At 68.8% G+C, this 18,182-nt stretch carries 28 protein-coding genes; 5 read left to right on the top strand and 23 right to left on the bottom strand.

Annotated elements, in window-relative coordinates:
• Positions 1-4: 4 nt before the first annotated feature.
• The 19 genes from rplE to ACZ61C_RS19705 all read right to left on the bottom strand — a co-directional run bounded on the left by rplE (position 5) and on the right by ACZ61C_RS19705 (position 12,032).
• Positions 5-568 carry a 50S ribosomal protein L5 gene (gene rplE, locus ACZ61C_RS19795; RefSeq protein ID WP_465308672.1) on the bottom strand — a complete coding sequence of 188 codons (564 nt, stop codon included), beginning with the start codon at positions 566-568 and terminating at the stop codon, positions 5-7.
• Positions 568-882 carry a 50S ribosomal protein L24 gene (rplX, locus tag ACZ61C_RS19790; RefSeq protein ID WP_086675498.1) on the bottom strand — a complete coding sequence of 105 codons (315 nt, stop codon included), beginning with the start codon at positions 880-882 and terminating at the stop codon, positions 568-570. The genes rplE and rplX overlap by 1 nt, the downstream gene beginning before the upstream one ends.
• Positions 882-1,250, bottom strand: a complete 369-nt coding sequence (gene rplN / locus ACZ61C_RS19785; protein ID WP_004558867.1) for a 50S ribosomal protein L14 — start codon at positions 1,248-1,250, stop codon at positions 882-884. The genes rplX and rplN overlap by 1 nt, the downstream gene beginning before the upstream one ends.
• Before the next feature lie 80 nt (positions 1,251-1,330).
• A complete protein-coding gene (gene rpsQ, locus ACZ61C_RS19780) occupies positions 1,331-1,609 on the bottom strand; it encodes a 30S ribosomal protein S17 (RefSeq protein WP_086675499.1) in 279 nt (92 codons plus the stop codon).
• A complete protein-coding gene (gene rpmC / locus ACZ61C_RS19775) occupies positions 1,606-1,851 on the bottom strand; it encodes a 50S ribosomal protein L29 (protein WP_086675500.1) in 246 nt (81 codons plus the stop codon). Before rpmC ends, rpsQ begins: the two co-directional genes overlap by 4 nt.
• Positions 1,851-2,270 (bottom strand): 50S ribosomal protein L16, encoded by a 420-nt coding sequence (rplP, locus tag ACZ61C_RS19770; RefSeq protein WP_004558864.1) that lies wholly within the window; start codon positions 2,268-2,270, stop codon positions 1,851-1,853. The genes rpmC and rplP overlap by 1 nt, the downstream gene beginning before the upstream one ends.
• Before the next feature lie 3 nt (positions 2,271-2,273).
• The gene (gene rpsC / locus ACZ61C_RS19765) at positions 2,274-3,095 is read right to left on the bottom strand and encodes a 30S ribosomal protein S3 (protein WP_395920633.1); all 822 of its coding nucleotides are present in this window, start codon (positions 3,093-3,095) and stop codon (positions 2,274-2,276) included.
• A complete protein-coding gene (gene rplV / locus ACZ61C_RS19760) occupies positions 3,095-3,514 on the bottom strand; it encodes a 50S ribosomal protein L22 (protein ID WP_086675501.1) in 420 nt (139 codons plus the stop codon). Before rplV ends, rpsC begins: the two co-directional genes overlap by 1 nt.
• Positions 3,515-3,543: 29 nt before the next feature.
• Positions 3,544-3,825 (bottom strand): 30S ribosomal protein S19, encoded by a 282-nt coding sequence (rpsS, locus tag ACZ61C_RS19755; protein WP_003102083.1) that lies wholly within the window; start codon positions 3,823-3,825, stop codon positions 3,544-3,546.
• A gap of 18 nt (positions 3,826-3,843) precedes the next feature.
• Positions 3,844-4,680 carry a 50S ribosomal protein L2 gene (gene rplB / locus ACZ61C_RS19750; RefSeq protein ID WP_465308668.1) on the bottom strand — a complete coding sequence of 279 codons (837 nt, stop codon included), beginning with the start codon at positions 4,678-4,680 and terminating at the stop codon, positions 3,844-3,846.
• Positions 4,681-4,695: 15 nt separating this feature from the next.
• Positions 4,696-5,007, bottom strand: coding sequence for a 50S ribosomal protein L23 (gene rplW, locus ACZ61C_RS19745; RefSeq protein ID WP_003102087.1), 312 nt, complete (start codon positions 5,005-5,007; stop codon positions 4,696-4,698).
• Positions 5,004-5,693: a 50S ribosomal protein L4 gene (gene rplD, locus ACZ61C_RS19740; protein ID WP_465308666.1), complete on the bottom strand. Its 690-nt coding sequence runs from the start codon at positions 5,691-5,693 to the stop codon at positions 5,004-5,006. The genes rplW and rplD overlap by 4 nt, the downstream gene beginning before the upstream one ends.
• Positions 5,690-6,346 carry a 50S ribosomal protein L3 gene (gene rplC, locus ACZ61C_RS19735; RefSeq protein WP_465308664.1) on the bottom strand — a complete coding sequence of 219 codons (657 nt, stop codon included), beginning with the start codon at positions 6,344-6,346 and terminating at the stop codon, positions 5,690-5,692. The genes rplD and rplC overlap by 4 nt, the downstream gene beginning before the upstream one ends.
• Positions 6,347-6,379: 33 nt before the next feature.
• Positions 6,380-6,685: a 30S ribosomal protein S10 gene (gene rpsJ, locus ACZ61C_RS19730; RefSeq protein WP_003102098.1), complete on the bottom strand. Its 306-nt coding sequence runs from the start codon at positions 6,683-6,685 to the stop codon at positions 6,380-6,382.
• A 406-nt stretch (positions 6,686-7,091) separates the two neighbouring features.
• Entirely contained in the window at positions 7,092-8,285 is a 1,194-nt protein-coding gene (gene tuf, locus ACZ61C_RS19725) for an elongation factor Tu (RefSeq protein WP_465308662.1), read from the bottom strand.
• 132 nt (positions 8,286-8,417) lie between these two features.
• On the bottom strand, positions 8,418-10,517 hold the full coding sequence (gene fusA / locus ACZ61C_RS19720) for an elongation factor G (protein WP_465308660.1): 2,100 nt from the start codon (positions 10,515-10,517) through the stop codon (positions 8,418-8,420).
• A 63-nt stretch (positions 10,518-10,580) separates the two neighbouring features.
• Positions 10,581-11,051, bottom strand: a complete 471-nt coding sequence (gene rpsG, locus ACZ61C_RS19715; RefSeq protein WP_003102106.1) for a 30S ribosomal protein S7 — start codon at positions 11,049-11,051, stop codon at positions 10,581-10,583.
• Entirely contained in the window at positions 11,051-11,425 is a 375-nt protein-coding gene (gene rpsL / locus ACZ61C_RS19710; protein ID WP_003102113.1) for a 30S ribosomal protein S12, read from the bottom strand. The genes rpsG and rpsL overlap by 1 nt, the downstream gene beginning before the upstream one ends.
• A 451-nt stretch (positions 11,426-11,876) precedes the next feature.
• Complete coding sequence (locus tag ACZ61C_RS19705; protein WP_286000134.1) at positions 11,877-12,032, bottom strand: hypothetical protein; 156 nt, start codon at positions 12,030-12,032, stop codon at positions 11,877-11,879.
• Positions 12,033-12,198: 166 nt separating this feature from the next.
• On the opposite strand from ACZ61C_RS19705, the gene ACZ61C_RS19700 reads away from it, so the two are divergent.
• From ACZ61C_RS19700 to ACZ61C_RS19685, 4 genes are read left to right on the top strand one after another with little or no spacing between them, the layout of a single operon-like run.
• Positions 12,199-12,747: a YbaB/EbfC family nucleoid-associated protein gene (locus ACZ61C_RS19700; protein ID WP_465308658.1), complete on the top strand. Its 549-nt coding sequence runs from the start codon at positions 12,199-12,201 to the stop codon at positions 12,745-12,747.
• Entirely contained in the window at positions 12,747-13,094 is a 348-nt protein-coding gene (locus ACZ61C_RS19695; RefSeq protein WP_465308656.1) for a hypothetical protein, read from the top strand. The genes ACZ61C_RS19700 and ACZ61C_RS19695 overlap by 1 nt, the downstream gene beginning before the upstream one ends.
• Positions 13,095-13,104: 10 nt before the next feature.
• Positions 13,105-14,331 carry a hypothetical protein gene (locus tag ACZ61C_RS19690; protein ID WP_465308654.1) on the top strand — a complete coding sequence of 409 codons (1,227 nt, stop codon included), beginning with the start codon at positions 13,105-13,107 and terminating at the stop codon, positions 14,329-14,331.
• Positions 14,332-14,333: 2 nt separating this feature from the next.
• Positions 14,334-14,948, top strand: a complete 615-nt coding sequence (locus ACZ61C_RS19685; protein WP_465308652.1) for a hypothetical protein — start codon at positions 14,334-14,336, stop codon at positions 14,946-14,948.
• 1 nt (position 14,949) lies between these two features.
• On the opposite strand, the gene ACZ61C_RS19680 is transcribed toward ACZ61C_RS19685, so the two are convergent.
• Positions 14,950-15,174 carry a hypothetical protein gene (locus ACZ61C_RS19680; protein WP_465308650.1) on the bottom strand — a complete coding sequence of 75 codons (225 nt, stop codon included), beginning with the start codon at positions 15,172-15,174 and terminating at the stop codon, positions 14,950-14,952.
• Positions 15,175-15,232: 58 nt separating this feature from the next.
• Between ACZ61C_RS19680 and ACZ61C_RS19675 the strand changes: the two genes are divergently transcribed.
• A complete protein-coding gene (locus tag ACZ61C_RS19675; RefSeq protein ID WP_465308648.1) occupies positions 15,233-15,712 on the top strand; it encodes a GNAT family N-acetyltransferase in 480 nt (159 codons plus the stop codon).
• Between the two features lie 168 nt (positions 15,713-15,880).
• On the opposite strand, the gene ACZ61C_RS19670 is transcribed toward ACZ61C_RS19675, so the two are convergent.
• The 3 genes from ACZ61C_RS19670 to ACZ61C_RS19660 are packed head-to-tail and all read right to left on the bottom strand — an operon-like array spanning position 15,881 to position 18,046.
• Positions 15,881-16,111, bottom strand: a complete 231-nt coding sequence (locus tag ACZ61C_RS19670; RefSeq protein ID WP_465308646.1) for a hypothetical protein — start codon at positions 16,109-16,111, stop codon at positions 15,881-15,883.
• Between the two features lie 16 nt (positions 16,112-16,127).
• Complete coding sequence (locus ACZ61C_RS19665) at positions 16,128-16,334, bottom strand: hypothetical protein (RefSeq protein ID WP_465308644.1); 207 nt, start codon at positions 16,332-16,334, stop codon at positions 16,128-16,130.
• Between the two features lie 26 nt (positions 16,335-16,360).
• Positions 16,361-18,046: a hypothetical protein gene (locus ACZ61C_RS19660; RefSeq protein ID WP_465308642.1), complete on the bottom strand. Its 1,686-nt coding sequence runs from the start codon at positions 18,044-18,046 to the stop codon at positions 16,361-16,363.
• Positions 18,047-18,182 lie beyond the last annotated feature (136 nt).

Raw genomic sequence — 18,182 nt, 5'->3', positions numbered from 1 at the left:
CGGCTCAGTTCTCCTTGAACGGGAAGCCGAGCTTGCGCAGCAGCGCCCGGCCCTCGTCGTCGGTCGTGGCGGTCGTGACGACGGTGACGTCCATGCCGCGCGGGCGGTCGATGGAGTCGGGGTCGATCTCGTGGAACATCGACTGCTCGTTGAGACCGAACGTGTAGTTGCCGTGGCCGTCGAACTGCTTGGGCGAAAGCCCGCGGAAGTCGCGGATACGCGGCAGCGCGATGGTCAGCAGCCGGTCGAGGAACTCCCACATCCGGTCGCCGCGCAGCGTGACGCGCGCGCCGATCGGCTGACCCTCGCGCAGCTTGAACTGCGCGATGGACTTGCGGGCCTTCCGGACCTCGGGCTTCTGGCCGGTGATCAGGGAGAGGTCCTTGACCGCACCCTCGATCAGCTTGCTGTCACGGGCGGCGTCACCGACACCCATGTTCACGACGACCTTCACGACGCCCGGGATCTGGTGGACGTTGGCGAAGGAGAACTCCGCCTGCAGCTGGCCCTTGATCTCGTCGCGGTAGCGCACCTTGAGGCGCGGCGCGACCTTCTCTGCGGTGGTCATCAGATGTCCTTACCGTTCCGGCGCGAGATCCGGACCTTCTTGCCGTCCTCGCCGATGCGGTAACCCACCCGGGACGGCTTGCCGTCCGAGTCGACGACCATCACGTTCGAGACGTGGATGGGCGCCTCCTGCGTGACGATGCCACCGGACTGCGCGCCGCGCTGGGTCTGGGTGATCCGCGTGTGCTTCTTGATCCGGTTCACGCCCTCGACCAGCACGCGGTCGCGCTCGGGGTAAGCCTGGATGACCTTGCCCTTGGCGCCCTTGTCCTTGCCGGCGATGACGACGACCGTGTCGCCCTTCTTCACCTTCATCACAGCACCTCCGGCGCGAGCGAAATGATCTTCATGAACTTTCGGTCGCGCAGCTCGCGGCCCACCGGGCCGAAGATGCGGGTGCCCCGGGGCTCGTTGTCGTTCTTGATGAGCACGGCGGCGTTCTCGTCGAACCGGATGTAGGAACCGTCCGGACGACGACGCTCCTTGACCGTGCGGACGATGACGGCCTTGACGACGTCGCCCTTCTTCACCCCGGCAGCCGGGATGGCGTCCTTCACGGTGGCGACGATGATGTCGCCGATACCGGCGTAGCGCCGCCCGGAACCACCGAGAACCCGGATGCAGAGGATTTCCTTCGCACCCGTGTTGTCGGCTACCCGAAGCCGCGACTCCTGCTGGATCACGTCAACTCCTGTATGTCGCGCCGGTTCTCGCCCCGACGAGCGAGCCTTGCGGAACTAAGAACTCTCTGAAAGAGCCCTGCTTACTTGGCCTTCTCCACGATCTGCACCAGGCGCCAGCGCTTCGTCGCCGACAGCGGGCGGGTCTCCATCAGGGTGACCCGGTCGCCCACGCCCGCCTCGTTGTTCTCGTCGTGCACCTTGACCTTGGTGGTGCTGCGGAGAACCTTCGAGTAACGGGGGTGCTTCTTGCGGTCCTCGAGCTCGACCACGATCGTCTTGTTCATCTTGTCCGAGACCACGTAGCCCTCGCGGACCTTGCGGTCGTTCCGGGCCGGCGTCTCGGTGGTGGGCTCGCTCATGCGGCACCTTCACTCTCGGCGTCGGGGGCAACGGACAGGCCGAGTTCGCGCTCGCGCATGACCGTGTAGATCCGCGCGATGTCCGTGCGGACGGTGCGCAGACGGCGGTTGTTGTCGAGCTGCCCGGTCGCCATCTGGAAGCGGAGGTTGAAGAGCTCCTCCTTGTATTCCTTCAGACGCAGGACGAGCTCTTCCGCGGTGAGCTCACGCAGCTCCGATGCCAGGGCACCAGCGTTCGCCATCAGAACTCACCACCTTCACGGGTCACGATGCGGCACTTCATGGGCAGCTTGTGGATCGCGCGGCGGAGCGCCTCGCGGGCGGTCTCCTCGTTCGGGAACGAGATCTCGAACATCACGCGGCCCGGCTTCACGTTGGCGATCCACCACTCGGGCGAACCCTTACCGGAACCCATGCGGGTCTCGGCCGGCTTCTTCGTCAGCGGGCGGTCCGGGTAGATGGTCGTCCACACCTTGCCACCACGCTTGATGTGACGCGTCATGGCGATACGAGCGGACTCGATCTGCCGGTTCGTCACGTAGCTGTGCTCAAGCGCCTGGATGCCGTACTCGCCGAAGCTGACCTTCGTGCCACCCTTGGCGGCGCCGTGGCGCTTCGGGGAGTGCTGCTTCCGGTGCTTGACCCTGCGCGGGATGAGCACGTCTCAGCCCTCCGTCTTTTCTGCGGTCTCGGTGGCCGGGGCCGCCTCGGTCGTGGCGGCAGCGGCGGCGCGACCGGCTTCGGTCGAGGTGGCGGTCGTGCCCGAGGCGCCGGAACGACGCGGACGGGACGGCCGGTCACTGCGCTCGCGACGCGGCGCGCGCTCGGCGGCGTCACGCGCTTCGCGGGCCTTCAGGCCACCGACGAGCTCACCCTTGTAGATCCACACCTTCACGCCGATGCGACCGAACGTCGTCTTGGCCTCGAAGAAGCCGTAGTCGATGTCGGCGCGCAGCGTGTGCAGCGGGACCCGGCCGTCGCGGTAGTGCTCGGAGCGGGACATCTCGGCGCCGCCGAGACGACCGCCGCACTGCACGCGGATGCCCTTGACCTGCGGCGAACGCATGGAGGTCTGGATCGCCTTCCGCATCGCGCGGCGGAACGCCACGCGGTTGGAAAGCTGCTCCGCGACCGCCTGGGCGACCAGCTGGGCGTCGGCCTCGGGGTTCTTGACCTCGAGGATGTTCAGCTGGACCTGCTTCTTGGTCAGCTTCTCCAGCGCGCCGCGGATCCGGTCGGCCTCCGCGCCGCGGCGGCCGATGACGATGCCCGGCCGGGCGGTGTGGATGTCGACGCGGACGCGGTCACGGGTGCGCTCGATCTCGACCTTGGAGATGCCGGCGCGCTCCATGCCGGTGGAGAGCAGCTTGCGGATCTTGACGTCCTCGGCCACGTACTCCGCGTACTGCTTGTCGGCGTACCAGCGCGACTTCCAGTCCGTGGTGATACCCAGGCGGAAACCGTGCGGGTTGATCTTCTGGCCCACTACCGGCCACCTGCCTTCTTCTTGCTCTGAGCCTTCTGCGCTACGGCCGGACGCGACTCCACCTCGACGGTGATGTGGCTGGTCCGCTTGCGGATCCGGTACGCGCGGCCCTGGGCCCGCGGCCGGATGCGCTTGAGGGTCGGGCCCTCGTCCGCGTACGCGTTCTTGACCCAGAGCGTCTCCGGGTCCAGCTGAAGGTTGTTCTCGGCGTTGGCCACGGCGCTGGCGAGCACCTTCGCGACCGGCTCGCTGGCCGCCTGCGGGGCGAACCGGAGCACGGCCAAGGCGTCGGCGGCGCTACGTCCCTTGATGAGCTCGATCACCCGGCGCACCTTGGTCGGCGAGTCCCGGACGAAGCGAGCCCGCGCGTACGCCGTAGGCAGTTCAGCCTCGGTCGTCACGTCGTTCTGGGCGTTCATCGCTACTTCCTGTCTGGTTTCGTGCCCGCTCAGCGGCGGCGCGACTTGCGGTCGTCCTTGATGTGACCCTTGAAGGTCCGCGTCGGGGCGAACTCGCCCAGCTTGTGACCCACCATGGCCTCGGTGACGAACACCGGGACGTGCTTGCGGCCGTCGTGCACGGCGATCGTGTGACCCAGGAAGTCCGGGATGATCGTCGAGCGGCGCGACCAGGTCTTGATCACGGTCTTCTTGCCCGATTCGTTCAGCGCGTCCACCTTCTTGAGCAGGTGGTCGTCCACGAACGGGCCCTTCTTGAGGCTACGTGGCATGTTGTTCTACCTCCCTGCTCAGCGCTTGTTCTTGCCGGTACGCCGGCGGCGGACGATGAGGGCGTCGCTCGGCTTGCGCCGGCGCGTACGACCTTCGGGCTTGCCGTTCGGGTTGACGGGGTGACGACCACCGGACGTCTTGCCCTCGCCACCACCGTGCGGGTGGTCGACCGGGTTCATGACGACACCACGGACCGTGGGGCGCTTGCCGCGCCAGCGGTTGCGGCCGGCCTTGCCCCAGTTGATGTTGGCGTGCTCGGAGTTGCCGACCTCGCCGACCGTGGCGCGGTTGCGCACGTCCACGTTGCGGATCTCACCCGAGGGGAGACGCAGCTGGGCGTACGGACCGTCCTTGGCGACGAGCTGCACCTTCGCTCCCGCGGACCGCGCCATCTTCGCGCCGCCGCCGGGGCGGAGCTCGATCGCGTGGATCACGGTGCCCACCGGGATGTTGCGCAGCGGCAGGTTGTTGCCCGGCTTGATGTCGGCCCGGGGGCCGTTCTCGACGGTGTCGCCCTGCTTCAGCTTCTCCGGCGCGATGATGTAGCGCTTCTCGCCGTCGGCGTAGTGCAGCAGCGCGATGCGAGCGGACCGGTTGGGGTCGTACTCGATGTGCGCGACCTTGGCGGGAACGCCGTCCTTGTCGTTGCGACGGAAGTCGATGACGCGGTAAGCGCGCTTGTGGCCGCCACCCTTGTGCCGGGTGGTGATCTTGCCGGACGAGTTGCGCCCGCCCGAACCGCTCAGCGGACGAAGCAGCGACTTCTCCGGAGTGGAGCGGGTGATCTCGGCGAAGTCCGAGACGCTCGAACCGCGACGACCCGGGGTCGTCGGCTTGTACTTGCGGATGCCCATTGTCAGCTCAGTCCTTTACGCGGTGGGTCCGCCGAAGATCTCGATCGCCTTGCTCTCGGGCGAAAGAGTCACGATGGCGCGCTTGGTGTCCTTGCGCTTGCCGAAGCCCGCGCGAGTCCGCTTCCGCTTGCCCTGGCGGTTGGCCGTGTTGACGCTGACCACCTTGACGCCGAACACCTTCTCGACCGCGATCTTGATCTGGGTCTTGTTGGCGTCCGGGCGGACGATGAACGTGTACTTGTGGTCCTCGAGCAGCCCGTAGGACTTCTCGGAGATGACCGGCGCGAGCAGGATGTCGCGGGGGTCCGGAATGGCGACCGAACTCACTTCTCGTCACTCCCTTCCGTGACCTCGCCCGACCGCGCGGAGGCCTTGACGGCCTTGCCACGGACGGGGCCGGCGACAAACACGTCGTACGCGGCCTTGGTGAACACGACGTCGTCGTTGACCAGCACGTCGTAGGTGTTGAGCTGGTCGGCCCAGAGGATGTGCACCTCGGGCAGGTTCCGCAGGGAAACCCAGCTCAGCTCGTCGTCCCGGTGCAGCACCACGAGCACGCGCTTCGCCTGCGTCACCGCGGCGAGAACGGTCTTGGCGGCCTTGGTGGACGGCTTCTCACCGGTCACCAGCTCGGTGACGATGTGCAGCTGGCCGGCGCGGGCCCGGTCGGAGAGGGCGCCACGCAGAGCGGCAGCCTTCATCTTCTTCGGGGTGCGCTGGGTGTAGTCGCGCGGCGTGGGGCCGTGCACGACGCCACCGCCGGCGAACTGCGGCGCGCGGGTCGAACCCTGGCGGGCACGGCCGGTGCCCTTCTGGCGGTACGGCTTCTTGCCGCCACCGCGAACCTCACCACGGGTCTTCGTGTCGTGCGTGCCCTGGCGCGCGGCGGCCAGCTGGCCGATCACGACCTGGTGCATGAGCGCGACATTGGCCTGCACGTCGAAGATCTCCTCGGGGAGGTCCACGGTGCCGTCGGCTTTACCGGCCGGGGTCTTCAGCTCGACGTTCGTCATTCGGAGTTACCACCCTTCGCGGCGCTGCGCACGAACAGCAGGCCGCCCTTGGGACCGGGCACAGCGCCCTTGATCAGCAGCAGGCCGTCTTCGGCACGCACCGCGTGCACGGTCAGGTTCTGCGTGGTGACCCGGTCGTTGCCCATCCGGCCCGCCATGCGCAGGCCCTTGAAGACGCGGCCGGGGGTGGCGCAGCCACCGATGGAGCCCGGCTTGCGGTGCACGGCCTGGGCACCGTGGCTCGCGCCCTGGCCCTTGAAGCCGTGGCGCTTCATGACACCGGCGTAGCCCTTGCCCTTGCTGGTACCGGTCACGTCGACCTCGACGCCGGCGGCGAACACCTCGGCGGTGATCTCCTGGCCGACCTCGTAGGTCTCGGCGTCGGTGGTACGCAGCTCCGCGAGGAAGCGCCGCGGGGTCACGCCCGCCTTGTCGTAGTGCCCGGTGCGCGGCTTGTTCACCTTGCGCGGGTCGACCGCGCCGAACGCCAGCTGCACGGCCACGTAGCCGTCCTTCTCCTGCGTCCGAACCTGGGTGACCACGTTCGGACCGGCCTTCACGACGGTGACCGGGACAACCCGGTTCTGCTCGTCGAAGACCTGGGTCATGCCGAGCTTGGTGCCCAGGATGCCCTTCATCTGCCTGTCAGACATGAGTCTCTTATCTCCGCCGCTCGCCAGCCGCTGCTACTGAATGTTGACGTCGACGCTCGCCGGCAGGTCGATGCGCATGAGCGCGTCGACCGTCTTCGGCGTCGGGTCGAGGATGTCGATCAGACGCTTGTGCGTGCGCATCTCGAAGTGCTCGCGCGAGTCCTTGTACTTGTGCGGCGAGCGGATGACGCAGTAAACGTTCTTCTCGGTGGGCAGCGGCACCGGCCCGACGACCCGGGCGCCGGTGCGCGTGACCGTTTCCACGATCTTGCGCGCCGAGGTGTCGATCGCCTCGTGGTCGTAGGCCTTGAGCCGGATGCGGATCTTCTGTCCCGCCATGGTGGCTGCTCGTTCCTTGTCGTCTCGTGCCGCTATCTCACAAACCCCGCCGCGGTGTCTCCACTTTGGCCTGGGTTTCCGCAGTTCAACGGCCCTGTCCCCGGTCCACGCGGTCGGGCGTGTCGCGCCCGACGCACAGACGGATCCCGCGGGATCGTCGTCTTGCCTGGTCTTCCTCAACGTGAGGAGGCGATGAGCCGGCTGCGCTTTTGCAAGAACACCGTCTCACTGCCTTTGCCCGCTCGCCTACCCGAAGGAAGAGGCTCGGCGGACCGTGGCCACTCATACCGAGGCGGCCGGACCCTTGAAGGGTCGGCCGCCCCAGGACGAGCAACCTGAATAGTGTCGCACACGTGATTTGACGCCCCTGACCCGGGGGTGTATTGCCCCCGGGCGGGCGCCTAAATCACTTGATGATCTTGGTGACCTGACCCGCACCGACGGTGCGGCCACCCTCGCGGATGGCGAAGCGCAGGTTCACGTCCATCGCGACCGGCTGGATCAGCGCGACCGAGATGTCGGTGTTGTCGCCCGGCATGACCATCTCGGTGCCCTCGGGGAGGGTCACGACGCCGGTCACGTCGGTGGTGCGGAAGTAGAACTGCGGGCGGTAGTTGTTGAAGAACGGGGTGTGACGGCCACCCTCGTCCTTCGACAGGATGTAGACCCGGCCCTCGAAGTCGGTGTGCGGGGTGGTGGTGCCCGGCTTCACGACGACCTGGCCGCGCTCGACGTCCTCGCGCTTGATGCCGCGGACGAGGAGGCCGACGTTGTCGCCCGCCTGGCCCTGGTCCAGCAGCTTGCGGAACATCTCGACACCGGTGACGGTGGTCTTGGTCGACTTCTCCTTGATGCCGACGATCTCGACCTCTTCGTTCACGTTGACCACACCGCGCTCGATGCGGCCGGTGACGACCGTGCCGCGACCGGTGATCGTGAAGACGTCTTCGATCGGCATGAGGAACGGCTTGTCGAGCTCGCGCACCGGGTCCGGCACGTTGTCGTCGACCGCGGTCATCAGCTCGAGAACGGCCTCGCCCCACTTGGCGTCGCCCTCGAGAGCCTTGAGGCCCGAGACGCGCACGACCGGAGCGTCGTCGCCGGGGAACTCCTGCGAGGACAGCAGCTCGCGGACCTCGAGCTCGACGAGCTCCAGGATCTCCTCGTCGTCGACCATGTCGGCCTTGTTCAGCGCGACCACGATGTAGGGCACGCCGACCTGGCGGGCGAGCAGCACGTGCTCACGGGTCTGCGGCATCGGGCCGTCGGTCGCCGCGACCACGAGGATCGCGCCGTCCATCTGAGCGGCACCGGTGATCATGTTCTTGATGTAGTCCGCGTGACCGGGGGCGTCCACGTGGGCGTAGTGACGCTTCTCGGTCTGGTACTCGACGTGCGAGATGTTGATCGTGATGCCGCGCTGCTTCTCTTCCGGCGCGTTGTCGATCTGGTCGAACGCGCGGGACTCGTTCAGCTCCGGCCACTTGTCGTGCAGAACCTTGGTGATCGCCGCGGTCAGAGTGGTCTTACCGTGGTCGACGTGACCGATGGTCCCGATGTTGACGTGCGGCTTGCTCCGCTCGAACTTCGCCTTCGCCACTGGAATGTCCTCCTGGACTGATTTCGCTTTGTGCTCGGGGGCCGGCGTGGCTGCCGACCCCCGAATGTTCCTTACGTCGGTGCTAGCGGACGTTCAGGAGAGTCCCTTAATGCCCGCGCGCGGTGAGGGGTTTTACTCCCCCGTCGCCTTCGCGATGATTTCCTTCGCGACGTTCGCGGGAACCTCGGCGTAGGAGTCGAACACCATGGAGTAGTTCGCCCGGCCCTGGGTGCGGGACCGCAGGTCGCCGACGTAGCCGAACATCTCCGACAGCGGGACCAGCGCCTTCACGACGCGGGTGCCCGACCGCTCCTCCATGGCCTGGATCTGACCACGGCGGGAGTTGAGGTCACCGATGACATCGCCCATGTAGTCCTCGGGCGTGGTCACCTCGACCGCCATCATCGGCTCCAGGATCACCGGGCCGGCCTTCTTCGCGGCTTCCTTCATCGCCATGGAACCGGCGATCTTGAACGCCATCTCCGAAGAGTCGACCTCGTGGTACGCACCGTCCAACAGGGTGAACTTCAACCCGACGAGCGGGTAGCCGGCCAGGACGCCGTACTGCATCGCGTCCTGCGCGCCCGCGTCCACCGACGGGATGTACTCCCGCGGCACGCGACCACCGGTCACCTTGTTGTCGAACTCGTAGAGCGCGCCGTCGGTGCGCTCGAGCGGCTCCAGCTTCACGATGACCTTCGCGAACTGGCCGGAACCACCGGTCTGCTTCTTGTGGACGTAGTCCAGCTTGTCGACCGTCTTCTTGATCGTCTCGCGGTAGGCGACCTGCGGCTTGCCGATGTTCGCCTCGACCTTGTAGTCGGACTTCATCCGGTTCACCAGCACCTCGAGGTGCAGCTCGCCCATGCCCGCGATGATCGTCTGGCCGGTGTCCTCGTCCAGCTTGACCTGGAACGTCGGGTCCTCTTCGGCCAGCTTCTGGATCGCCAGGGACAGCTTCTCCTGGTCGGCCTTCGTCTTCGGCTCGATCGCGACCCGGATTACCGGCTCGGGGAACGTCATCGACTCCAGCACGATCGGGTTCTGCGGGTCCGCCAGGGTGTCACCCGTGGTGGTGTCCTTCAGCCCGATGACCGCGTAGATGTGGCCGACCTGGGCGTCGTCGACCGGGTTCTCCTTGTTGGAGTGCATCTGGAAGATCTTCCCGATGCGCTCCTTGCGCTCCTTGGTCGCGTTGATGACCTGAGCGCCGGCGGCGACCTTGCCCGAGTACACCCGGATGTAGGTCAGCTTGCCGAAGAACGGGTGCGCGGCGATCTTGAACGCGAGCGCGGCGAACGGCTCGTCGACCGAGGCCGACCGCGTCGCCGGGGTCTCGCCGTCGGTCAGCGTGCCCTCGACCGCCGGCATGTCCAGCGGCGACGGCAGGTAGTCGATGACCGCGTCGAGCATGGGCTGGACGCCCTTGTTCTTGAACGCGGAACCGGCCAGCACCGGGAAGACATCGCGGGTGATGGTGAGCTTGCGGATACCGGACTTGATCTCGGCCTCCGTCAGCTCCTCACCCTCGAGGAACTTCTCCATCAGCGCGTCGTCGGCCTCGGCGACGGTCTCGACGAGCTTCTCGCGGTACTCCGCGGCCAGCTCGGCCAGCTCGGCCGGGATCTCCTCGACGGAGTAGTCCTCGCCCTTCTGGACCTCGCCGCGCCAGGTCAGCGCCTTCATGCGGACCAGGTCGACAACGCCTTCGAAGTCGTTCTCGGCGCCGATCGGCAGCTGGATGACCAGCGGGCGGACGCCGAGGCGCTCCACGATGGTCTTCACGGTGTAGTAGAAGTCCGCGCCCAGCTTGTCCATCTTGTTGACGAAGCAGATGCGCGGGACGTCGTACTTGTCCGCCTGCCGCCAGACCTGCTCGGACTGCGGCTCGACGCCCTCCTTGCCGTCGAAGACGGCGACCGCACCGTCGAGCACCCGCAGGTTGCGCTCCACCTCGACGGTGAAGTCGACGTGCCCGGGGGTGTCGATGATGTTGATCTGGTGGTCGTCCCAGAAGGTGGTGGTCGCAGCCGAGGTGATGGTGATACCCCGCTTCTGCTCCTCCTCCATCCAGTCCATCGTGGCGGCGCCGTCGTGGACTTCACCGATCTTGTAGTTGACCCCGGTGTAGAACAGGATCCGCTCGGTGGTGGTGGTCTTGCCGGCGTCGATGTGGGCCATGATGCCGATGTTGCGGACCTTGTTCAGGTCGGTCAGCACTTCACGTGCCACGAGAGTGTTCCCCTGTTCTCAAGCTTGGGGCCCGGCATGGCTTGGTCGACAGCCGGGCGATGATCACCAGCGGTAGTGTGCGAAGGCCCGGTTGGACTCGGCCATCTTGTGCGTGTCTTCGCGACGCTTCACGGAGGCACCGAGGCCGTTGGAAGCGTCCAGGAGCTCGTTCTGCAGGCGCTCGATCATCGTCTTCTCGCGGCGAGCCTGCGAGAAGGAGACCAGCCAGCGCAGCGCCAGGGTGGTGGAGCGGCCCGGCTTGACCTCGATCGGCACCTGGTAGGTGGCGCCACCGACGCGGCGGCTCTTCACCTCGATGGTGGGCTTCACGTTGTCGAGGGCGCGCTTCAGCGTGACGACCGGGTCGGTGCCCGTCTTCTCGCGAGCGCCTTCGAGCGCGCCGTACACGATGCGCTCGGCCAGGGACCGCTTCCCGTCCTTCAGCACCTTGTTCACCAGCTGGGTGACCAGCGGGGAGGCGTAGACGGGGTCGGAGATCAGCGGCCGCTTCGGGGCCGGACCCTTGCGGGGCATTAGCTCTTCTCCTTCTTCGCGCCGTACCGGCTGCGCGCCTGCTTGCGGTTCTTGACACCCTGCGTGTCGAGGGAACCGCGGATGATCTTGTAACGGACACCCGGAAGGTCCTTCACACGACCACCGCGCACGAGCACCATCGAGTGCTCCTGCAGGTTGTGGCCCTCACCGGGGATGTAGGCGGTGACCTCGATGCCGCTGGTCAGCTTCACACGCGCGACCTTGCGCAGCGCCGAGTTCGGCTTCTTGGGGGTCGTGGTGTACACGCGAGTGCACACGCCACGCCGCTGCGGGCTCCCCTTGAGGGCCGCGGTCTTCTGCTTGGCAGCCTTGTCCTGGCGGCCCTTGCGGACCAGCTGCTGGATCGTGGGCAATGGACCAGCTTCCTGTCGTGATCTGCTTCTTCGTGTCTTCACCGGCCCCCGCGGTCGGGCGTGTCGGCCCGCGTCACGGTCTGACGACCGGTAACTTCCCGGAGGGATTTTCCGTCGGAACCCCGACCTGCCGAAGCCGGTGACCGGGTGCCTGAGCACCCCGCCCATGCCGCACGGCACGCGGAGCGGCCCGACGCCTGCCGGGCACGGTCTCCAAAGATACCCGCCGGGGTTCGGGACGAACGCGGCGGGGGGTCGGAAGAGCGGCGAACCTCCAGCGTACCGCTGAACGCCGCCCCCGCGCGGGACATTCCACCGGGCGGCGGACAACCGGACGGGCACGACCGGAGACCGGTCGCCTCCTCTTCAACACAGCGCCGCCGTCCGTCATTCCCGCGGCGGACCAGGCCGGTCCGCGCACCCGGGCGGGCGCGCGAGCCGGCCCCGTGAATCAGTCTTCGTCGGGCTTCGCGTGGTCCGGCTTGCCCGGGTTCGGGTCGCGCGAGAGGTCGATCAGCGGGTGCACCCCGGCTCCCTCGGGCGCAGCGTGGCTGCCGGTCGACTTCGGTTCTTCGTCGGGCCGCTCGGCCCCTTCGCTGCTGCTCATCACGCACTCCTAGCGCTCTTCCCCGTGCTTCCCCTTGCGGGCGCAACCTACCCATTACCCGGTCGGGTGACGCAGCGGGATCGGATCGTCCGTTCCGTGCGTCACACTGTCGCCGAGGGGTCACGATGGGTGGGCCAGGCACCGGGCGAGCGGAGGGGAACAGGGCATGTCGGCCGAGTTCGAGCAGCTGGTGACCGAGTACGAGCGGTTCCAGGCGAGCGTGCGGAACGTCGACGACCGGTTCGCCGGCCTCGGCGCGATGCGGCAGCAGCTGACCGACCTCCAGGCGAGAGTCTCCTCACCGGACGGCGGCGTGACGGTCGTCACCGGGCCCGGCGGGGCGGTCCTGGACGTCAAGTTCACCGACGCCGCGCTCACCAAGGGCGCGCAGGCGCTGTCCGCGACCGTGCTGGCGACGCTGCGGGAAGCCGTCGGCGAGGCGGCCCGGCGGCAGGCGGTGATCGTCCAGGAGGCCATGGGCGACGACCTCGGCCTGGTCGACCAGGTCCTCGAGACCCAGGCCGCGGCGTTCGGAACCACCGTCGAGGAAATGCGGTCGAAGCTCGCGGAGGAAACCCCGAAGCCGCCCGCCCCGCCCGAGGACTTCTCGGAACAGCGGGTGCTGCGCCAGGCGGACGCCCCGGCCCCGCCCCCCGCGCCGCCCGCAAGCGCGGGTGACAGCTTCCTCCGGAACCTGTTCGACGAGGAGGACTGATGCCCGACGGAGCCGGCGGTTACCAGGTCGAGGTGGACGCGCTGCACAAGTACGTCGGTGACCTGGGCAAGTACCAGGACCAGGGCGCCAAGATCACCGAGAAGGTGAGCCAGTCCGACGTCGGCGACAAGTCGTGGGGCGTCGTCGGCATCTTCACCAAGGGCGGCTACGACGACACCCTGCGCGAGCTGCGGGAGCTGCTCGGGTCGCTCGCGGACGGGCTGACCTCGGCGCAGGCGAAGCTCACCGACGCGGCGAACGTCTACCAAGGCGTCGAAGACGACCACAAGACCTTCTTCGGCCAGATCGAGGTCCTCCTCGACGGCCCCGGCAAGAACCAGCACTGAGGGGACGGACATGGCAGAGGTGGCGGACGTCGCGAGCGGGATCACCGTCAAGTCCGACGATCCGAACACTGTGCTCGGGGTCAACGTCGACAACGCCGTCAAGGCGACGCCGTTCCTCGGCAGCGCGGTCACCGTCGGCAAGGACGCCGTCTCGGTGAAGAAGGCCGTGTTCGCGCCGCAGAAGGACGGCGCGGACATCACGCTGGCGCTGGGCGCCATCGCGACCGACACGGCGGGCTTCATCCAGTCGAGCTCGAGCACCATCACCGACATCGCGACCGACCCGCTCGGCTGGCTGGTCGGGCAGGGCCTCAACTTTCTCATCTCCGCCGTCCAGCCGATCCAGGACTCGATCCACTTCGTCAGCGGTGACGGCCCGGCGCTGGGCGTCGCGGCGGAGAACTTCGGGGCGATCGCGACCGGGCTGGACCAGCTGGCCCAGAACTTCGCCGACGTGACCGAAGACGCGCTGAAGAACTGGCAGGGTGACGCGGGCAACGCGGCGAAGACGGCGCTCGGCGAGTTCGGCCACGGCATCGAAGGCGTCGCCGGGAAGTCCGGTGACCTCGCGAAGATGCTGCAGCTCAACAGCATGCTGATGAGCTTCGTCGAGGACCTGGTCAAGGCGATCCTGACCGAGTTCGTCACCTGGCTGATCCTGTTGTGGGTGCCGGCGCTGGCGGCCGCGGTGCCGACCTGCGGCGCCTCGCTCTCGGCCGCGGCGCCGGTGTCCGAGGTCAAGGCGGCCGAGACCACCGCGAAGACCACGCAGAAGGTGTCGAAGCTGCGTCAGCTCCTGCAGAAGGTGCTCGACTGGCTGAAGAAGCTGCAGGCGAAGCTCGCGGAGACGAAGCTCGGCAAGTCGCTCACGAAGATCGCGCAGGAGAACGAGGGCAAGGACCTCCTGCAGAAAGCCGCCGGGGACAAGGGTTTCATCGGCAAACGCTGGGCGAAGGCGTTCGAGAACCCGGTCCTCGACGCCGCCGGCAAGGTCGACTACCAGAAGACGATGCTCAAGGCCGGCGCGACCGAAGCCCTGAAGAAGGGCGGCGAAGCGGCGGTCAAGGGCGTGCTCGGGTACAACCCGGCCAACCCCGGGGACAACCCGGCGAAGACGGTGAACGACCACCTCGGCAAGCTCAACAGCCACGTCAAGAACGCGAAGAAGACGAGCGACTACGACGGGACGGGCCGCGACCAGCCGATCGACGAGACCCGGGAAGACCTGGACTTCTGACGGTGGAGACGCTCTTCACGATCGGCCTGCTCGTCGTGGTGGCCGCGATCGCCGCCGCGGTCTGGTGGCGGTCGCACAAGAAGTTCGTCGCGAGCCGCGAGGAGCACTGGTTCAAGGCGTTCGCGGCCGAGCGCGGCGGAACGTTCCACAGCGGCTCCGGCGGCGGCCCGGCGCCGGCGTTCGGCGTGGTGCACCCGACCGGGCGGCCGCTGGCGGACTGGCCGCAGGAGACCTGGGTCGGCTTCCGCGCCGGCGACCGCGCGGCGATCGCGATCGACACCCAGGAGCCGTACCGGCACTTCGACGACCACACCTACTTCCGCGACGTCCACGTCACGCAGGTCCAGGTGCCGCCGAGCCCGGAGCTGCGGATCGTGCCGGGCGGGACGGTGTCCATGCCGACCCTGCCGCCGGACTCGCGGCTGGAAGCGGAGGTGGCCCGCTGGCTCGCGGCGAACCCGCGGTTCGCGCGGCGGGACGTCGTCGTCGAGCACGGCGCCGCGCGCACCTGGGGCCAGGGCTGCGCGACCCGGGAGAACGTCCTCGCCGAGGCCGGTTACCTCGCCGAGCTGGCCGACGCCCTGCCCGCGGCGCTGTGGGAGCATTCACCGCGCTGAGTCAGCGCCGCCGGGTGGTCAGGTGGGTGAGGCCCGCCGAGAGCGCGAACACCAGGCCGAGGCCGACGATGTACGGCCCGGCCAGCAGGGCGAACCCGGCGCCGATGTTGGCGTCCGGCTGGTCGGACGTCGCCCGGAAGCCGATCGCGCCCACCGACAGCAGGACCGCGCCCACCGTGATCAGCAGGACGGCCACCACCGTGAGGCGCTTCGTGACAGTCGTCATGTCCTCATGGTGCCCGGGACCGGGCGAATTCGCTGGACAGCGTCCCCAGGATGGGGGCGTGGAGTGGACCATCACCGAAGTGCCCGTCGAGCACCCGGACGCCGTCGCGGTCATGCGCGAGTACATGGACGAAATCGCGTCGCGGTACTACGGCCGGCCGATCACCGAAGCCGAGCTGACGCGGTACGTGGCCGAGGAGCCCGGCACCGACCTGGCCGCCCCGACCGGGGCGTTCCTGCTCGGCCGCTGGGACGGCGTCCTCGCCGGCTGCGTCGGCACCCGCGTGGTCGCGCCGGGGACCACCGAGCTGACCAAGATGTACGTCAAGCCCGCCCACCGCGGCACGGGCGCCGCGCCGCGGCTGGTGGCGGCGGCCGAAGCGGCGGCCCGGCGGCTCGGGTCGTCGCTCATGCGGCTCGACACCCGCCACGACCTCGTCGAGGCCCGCACGCTCTACACGAAGACCGGGTACGCCGAGGTCGAGCCCTTCAACAACGGGCAGTTCGCCGAGCACTGGTTCGCGAAGGCGCTCAGCTGAGCCGTCCGGTGCACGGGCGAGCTCCTTCCGCCGCCGCCGGCGACGACGGCGGGGAACCGTTGTCGCCCAGGATGAAGCTGCCCGCGACGGCCGCCGCGATCGCGATCGCCGCGATGCCGAACCTACCGACGAGAACGGCGGCCCCTCGGGCGAGGGGCCGCCGACGGGTCAGAAGGAGGGCAGGAGCTTGCCCGGCACACCGTTCACCGACTGGATCAGGCCGAGCACCGGCACACCCAGCGGCGCGAACGTCCAGATGTTGTTCAGGCCGCTGGTGTCAGGCTCGTCGACCACCACCACCCCGGGGGTGCCGGCGGCGAGGGCGGGCGCGGCCGCGCCGAACAGGGCGGCGCCGGCGAGGAGGGCGGCACCGGCCGCGCGGACGAGGTTCTTCTTCATGGTTTTGCCTTCCGGTTCAGGAAACTGCGGTGATGAGGTCGAAGACGGGCGCGAGCAGGCCGACCGGCTGACCGACCGGCCCGAGCACACCGCCGAGGTCGACACCGGGCACGAGCCAGACCGAGCCGTCGGTCGGGTCGGCACTCGCTACCCCGGCGGCGAGGCCGGTGAACACCGCCGCCGCGGCGAGCGGCAGCAGGACGCGGGCAGCTGGACGTTTCATGCGTTTTCCTTTCCTTCACAGGGTTTTCAGCGCAGAACCGACGTGATCGGCACGATGGTTCCGTCGGGCACCCACTGGCCCGCGTAGTCGCGGTCCATCACCATCCCGGTGGCGTGGGGTTCGGTCGGGTCCATCGGCATGGCGTTGACCTGGGCGGCGGCGAAGATCTGCACGTCGTGGGCGGCGTCGTCGGCGCCCCGCCAGGTCCGGAAGCCGCCGAGGGTCGGGCTTTCGCCGCCGAAGCGGTCGCCGACCGCGACGGCGTACCCGACCGCGGTCGCTTCCCGCGGGTCGAACCGCAGCGGCAGGGACGCGCTCGCCACGGCGCTGACGATCGGCCCGTTCAGCAGCCACGGCGCGAGGTAGAGCCCGTACTGGTGGGTGGGCTCCAGACGCTGCAGCTCCGCCGCGCGGGTCATCGCCGTGTAGCCGGCGGCCCAGCCGGAGACGACGACGAGCGCGGTGTCGGGCCCGGCGTCCGGCCGCACGGCCAGCCCGGTCCGCGCCGCCGTCTCGCGCACCAGCTTCGCCGCCGCGACGCCGCGCGGGGAGTCGTCCTCGACGAGCGTGAGCGCCGACGGTTTCCGCCCGGCGAGGAACTCGACGAGCTTGACCAGCGCACCGCCGTCTTCCGGGGTCAGCGTGTCGGACGGGCACGACGTCAGCACGTCGGCGCGGCCGGCGACCAGGCCGCCGAGCGCCGCGCCCGCGCACTCCGGCGCGTCGGCGTCGCCGATCGACGGGCCGGGGCTCTCCCCCGCGTCGACCCCGACGACCGTCGTGGTGTCCCCGCGGCGGATTTCGAGGTCACTGCGGCCGGGCGGCAGGTCGACGTCGGCCCAGGTGCCTTCGGCTCCGGGCCGGGCGACGGCCTTCGTGACCAGGCCGCCGCGGACCCCGGCGGAGAGGTCGTCCCCGGCGCTCGCCGGGAAGTGGACGAGGTTGTGCCCCGGCCGTTGCGGGCTGACCAGCACCGGGAACCCCGGCTCGGCGGCCAGCAGCGGCACCCCCGGGACGGGCAGCGGCGGTGGCGCCGGGATCGCGCCGAGCGCGGTCCACGCGAGGAACCCCAGCGCGACCCCGGCCACGCCGAACCGGTACGCGCGGCCCTTGACCAGCCCGGCGAGCACGCTCACCACCACCGGCAGGACCACGACGGCGAGGAGCGCCAGCCCGAAGAGCGTCGTGAAGAGCCGCCGGTCGAAACCGAGGCCGGACACGCCGAACCGCACCGCACCCGCCAGGACCAGCAGGCCACCGAGGGTGAGGGCCAGCGGGCCCGGCCGGATCGACGACGTCGGGACCGGCCCGTGCAGCGCGAAGCCGAACCACACGGCGGCGCCGGCGACGAACACCGTGTCGATCGCGAACTCGATGCCGGTGCCGCCGAGCGAGGTCTCCAGCACGACGAGCGCCAGCAGCGCGGCCGACGTCCAGCGGGCGGCCCGCGGGAAGACCGGCACCGCCACCGCGAGCACGACGTGGACCGCCAGCGCGACGACGTTGACGTCGACCGCGAACGACGACACCACGGCGAGCAGCGCCGACACCCCGCCGAGGACGTACAGCGTGCGCTGTGGCCGCTGCCCCGGCGGGCGCAGCAGGCCGCCGCCGGCGAGGAACGCCGTCGCGAGCAGCAACGCCAGCCGGAGCGCGAGCGCCAGAACGTCCACTGTGGATGAACCGGTCGGCGCGGCGTGGTCGTGTTCCATCAAGACTCCTCGGTGCAAGTTGTCGTGGGGGGGGGGGTGGGGGGGGGGGAGGGAGGCCAATTACACAAGAGTTAACTGTTGGTTGGGGGCGCCACAACCAAAAAACCGAAAAGGGGGCTTTTCTTTCCTACACCCC

The organism is Amycolatopsis sp. NPDC104587 (assembly GCF_055583645.1).
Note: the sequence above shows the minus strand (reverse complement) of the source record. Positions and strands in the feature narration are given on the sequence as shown.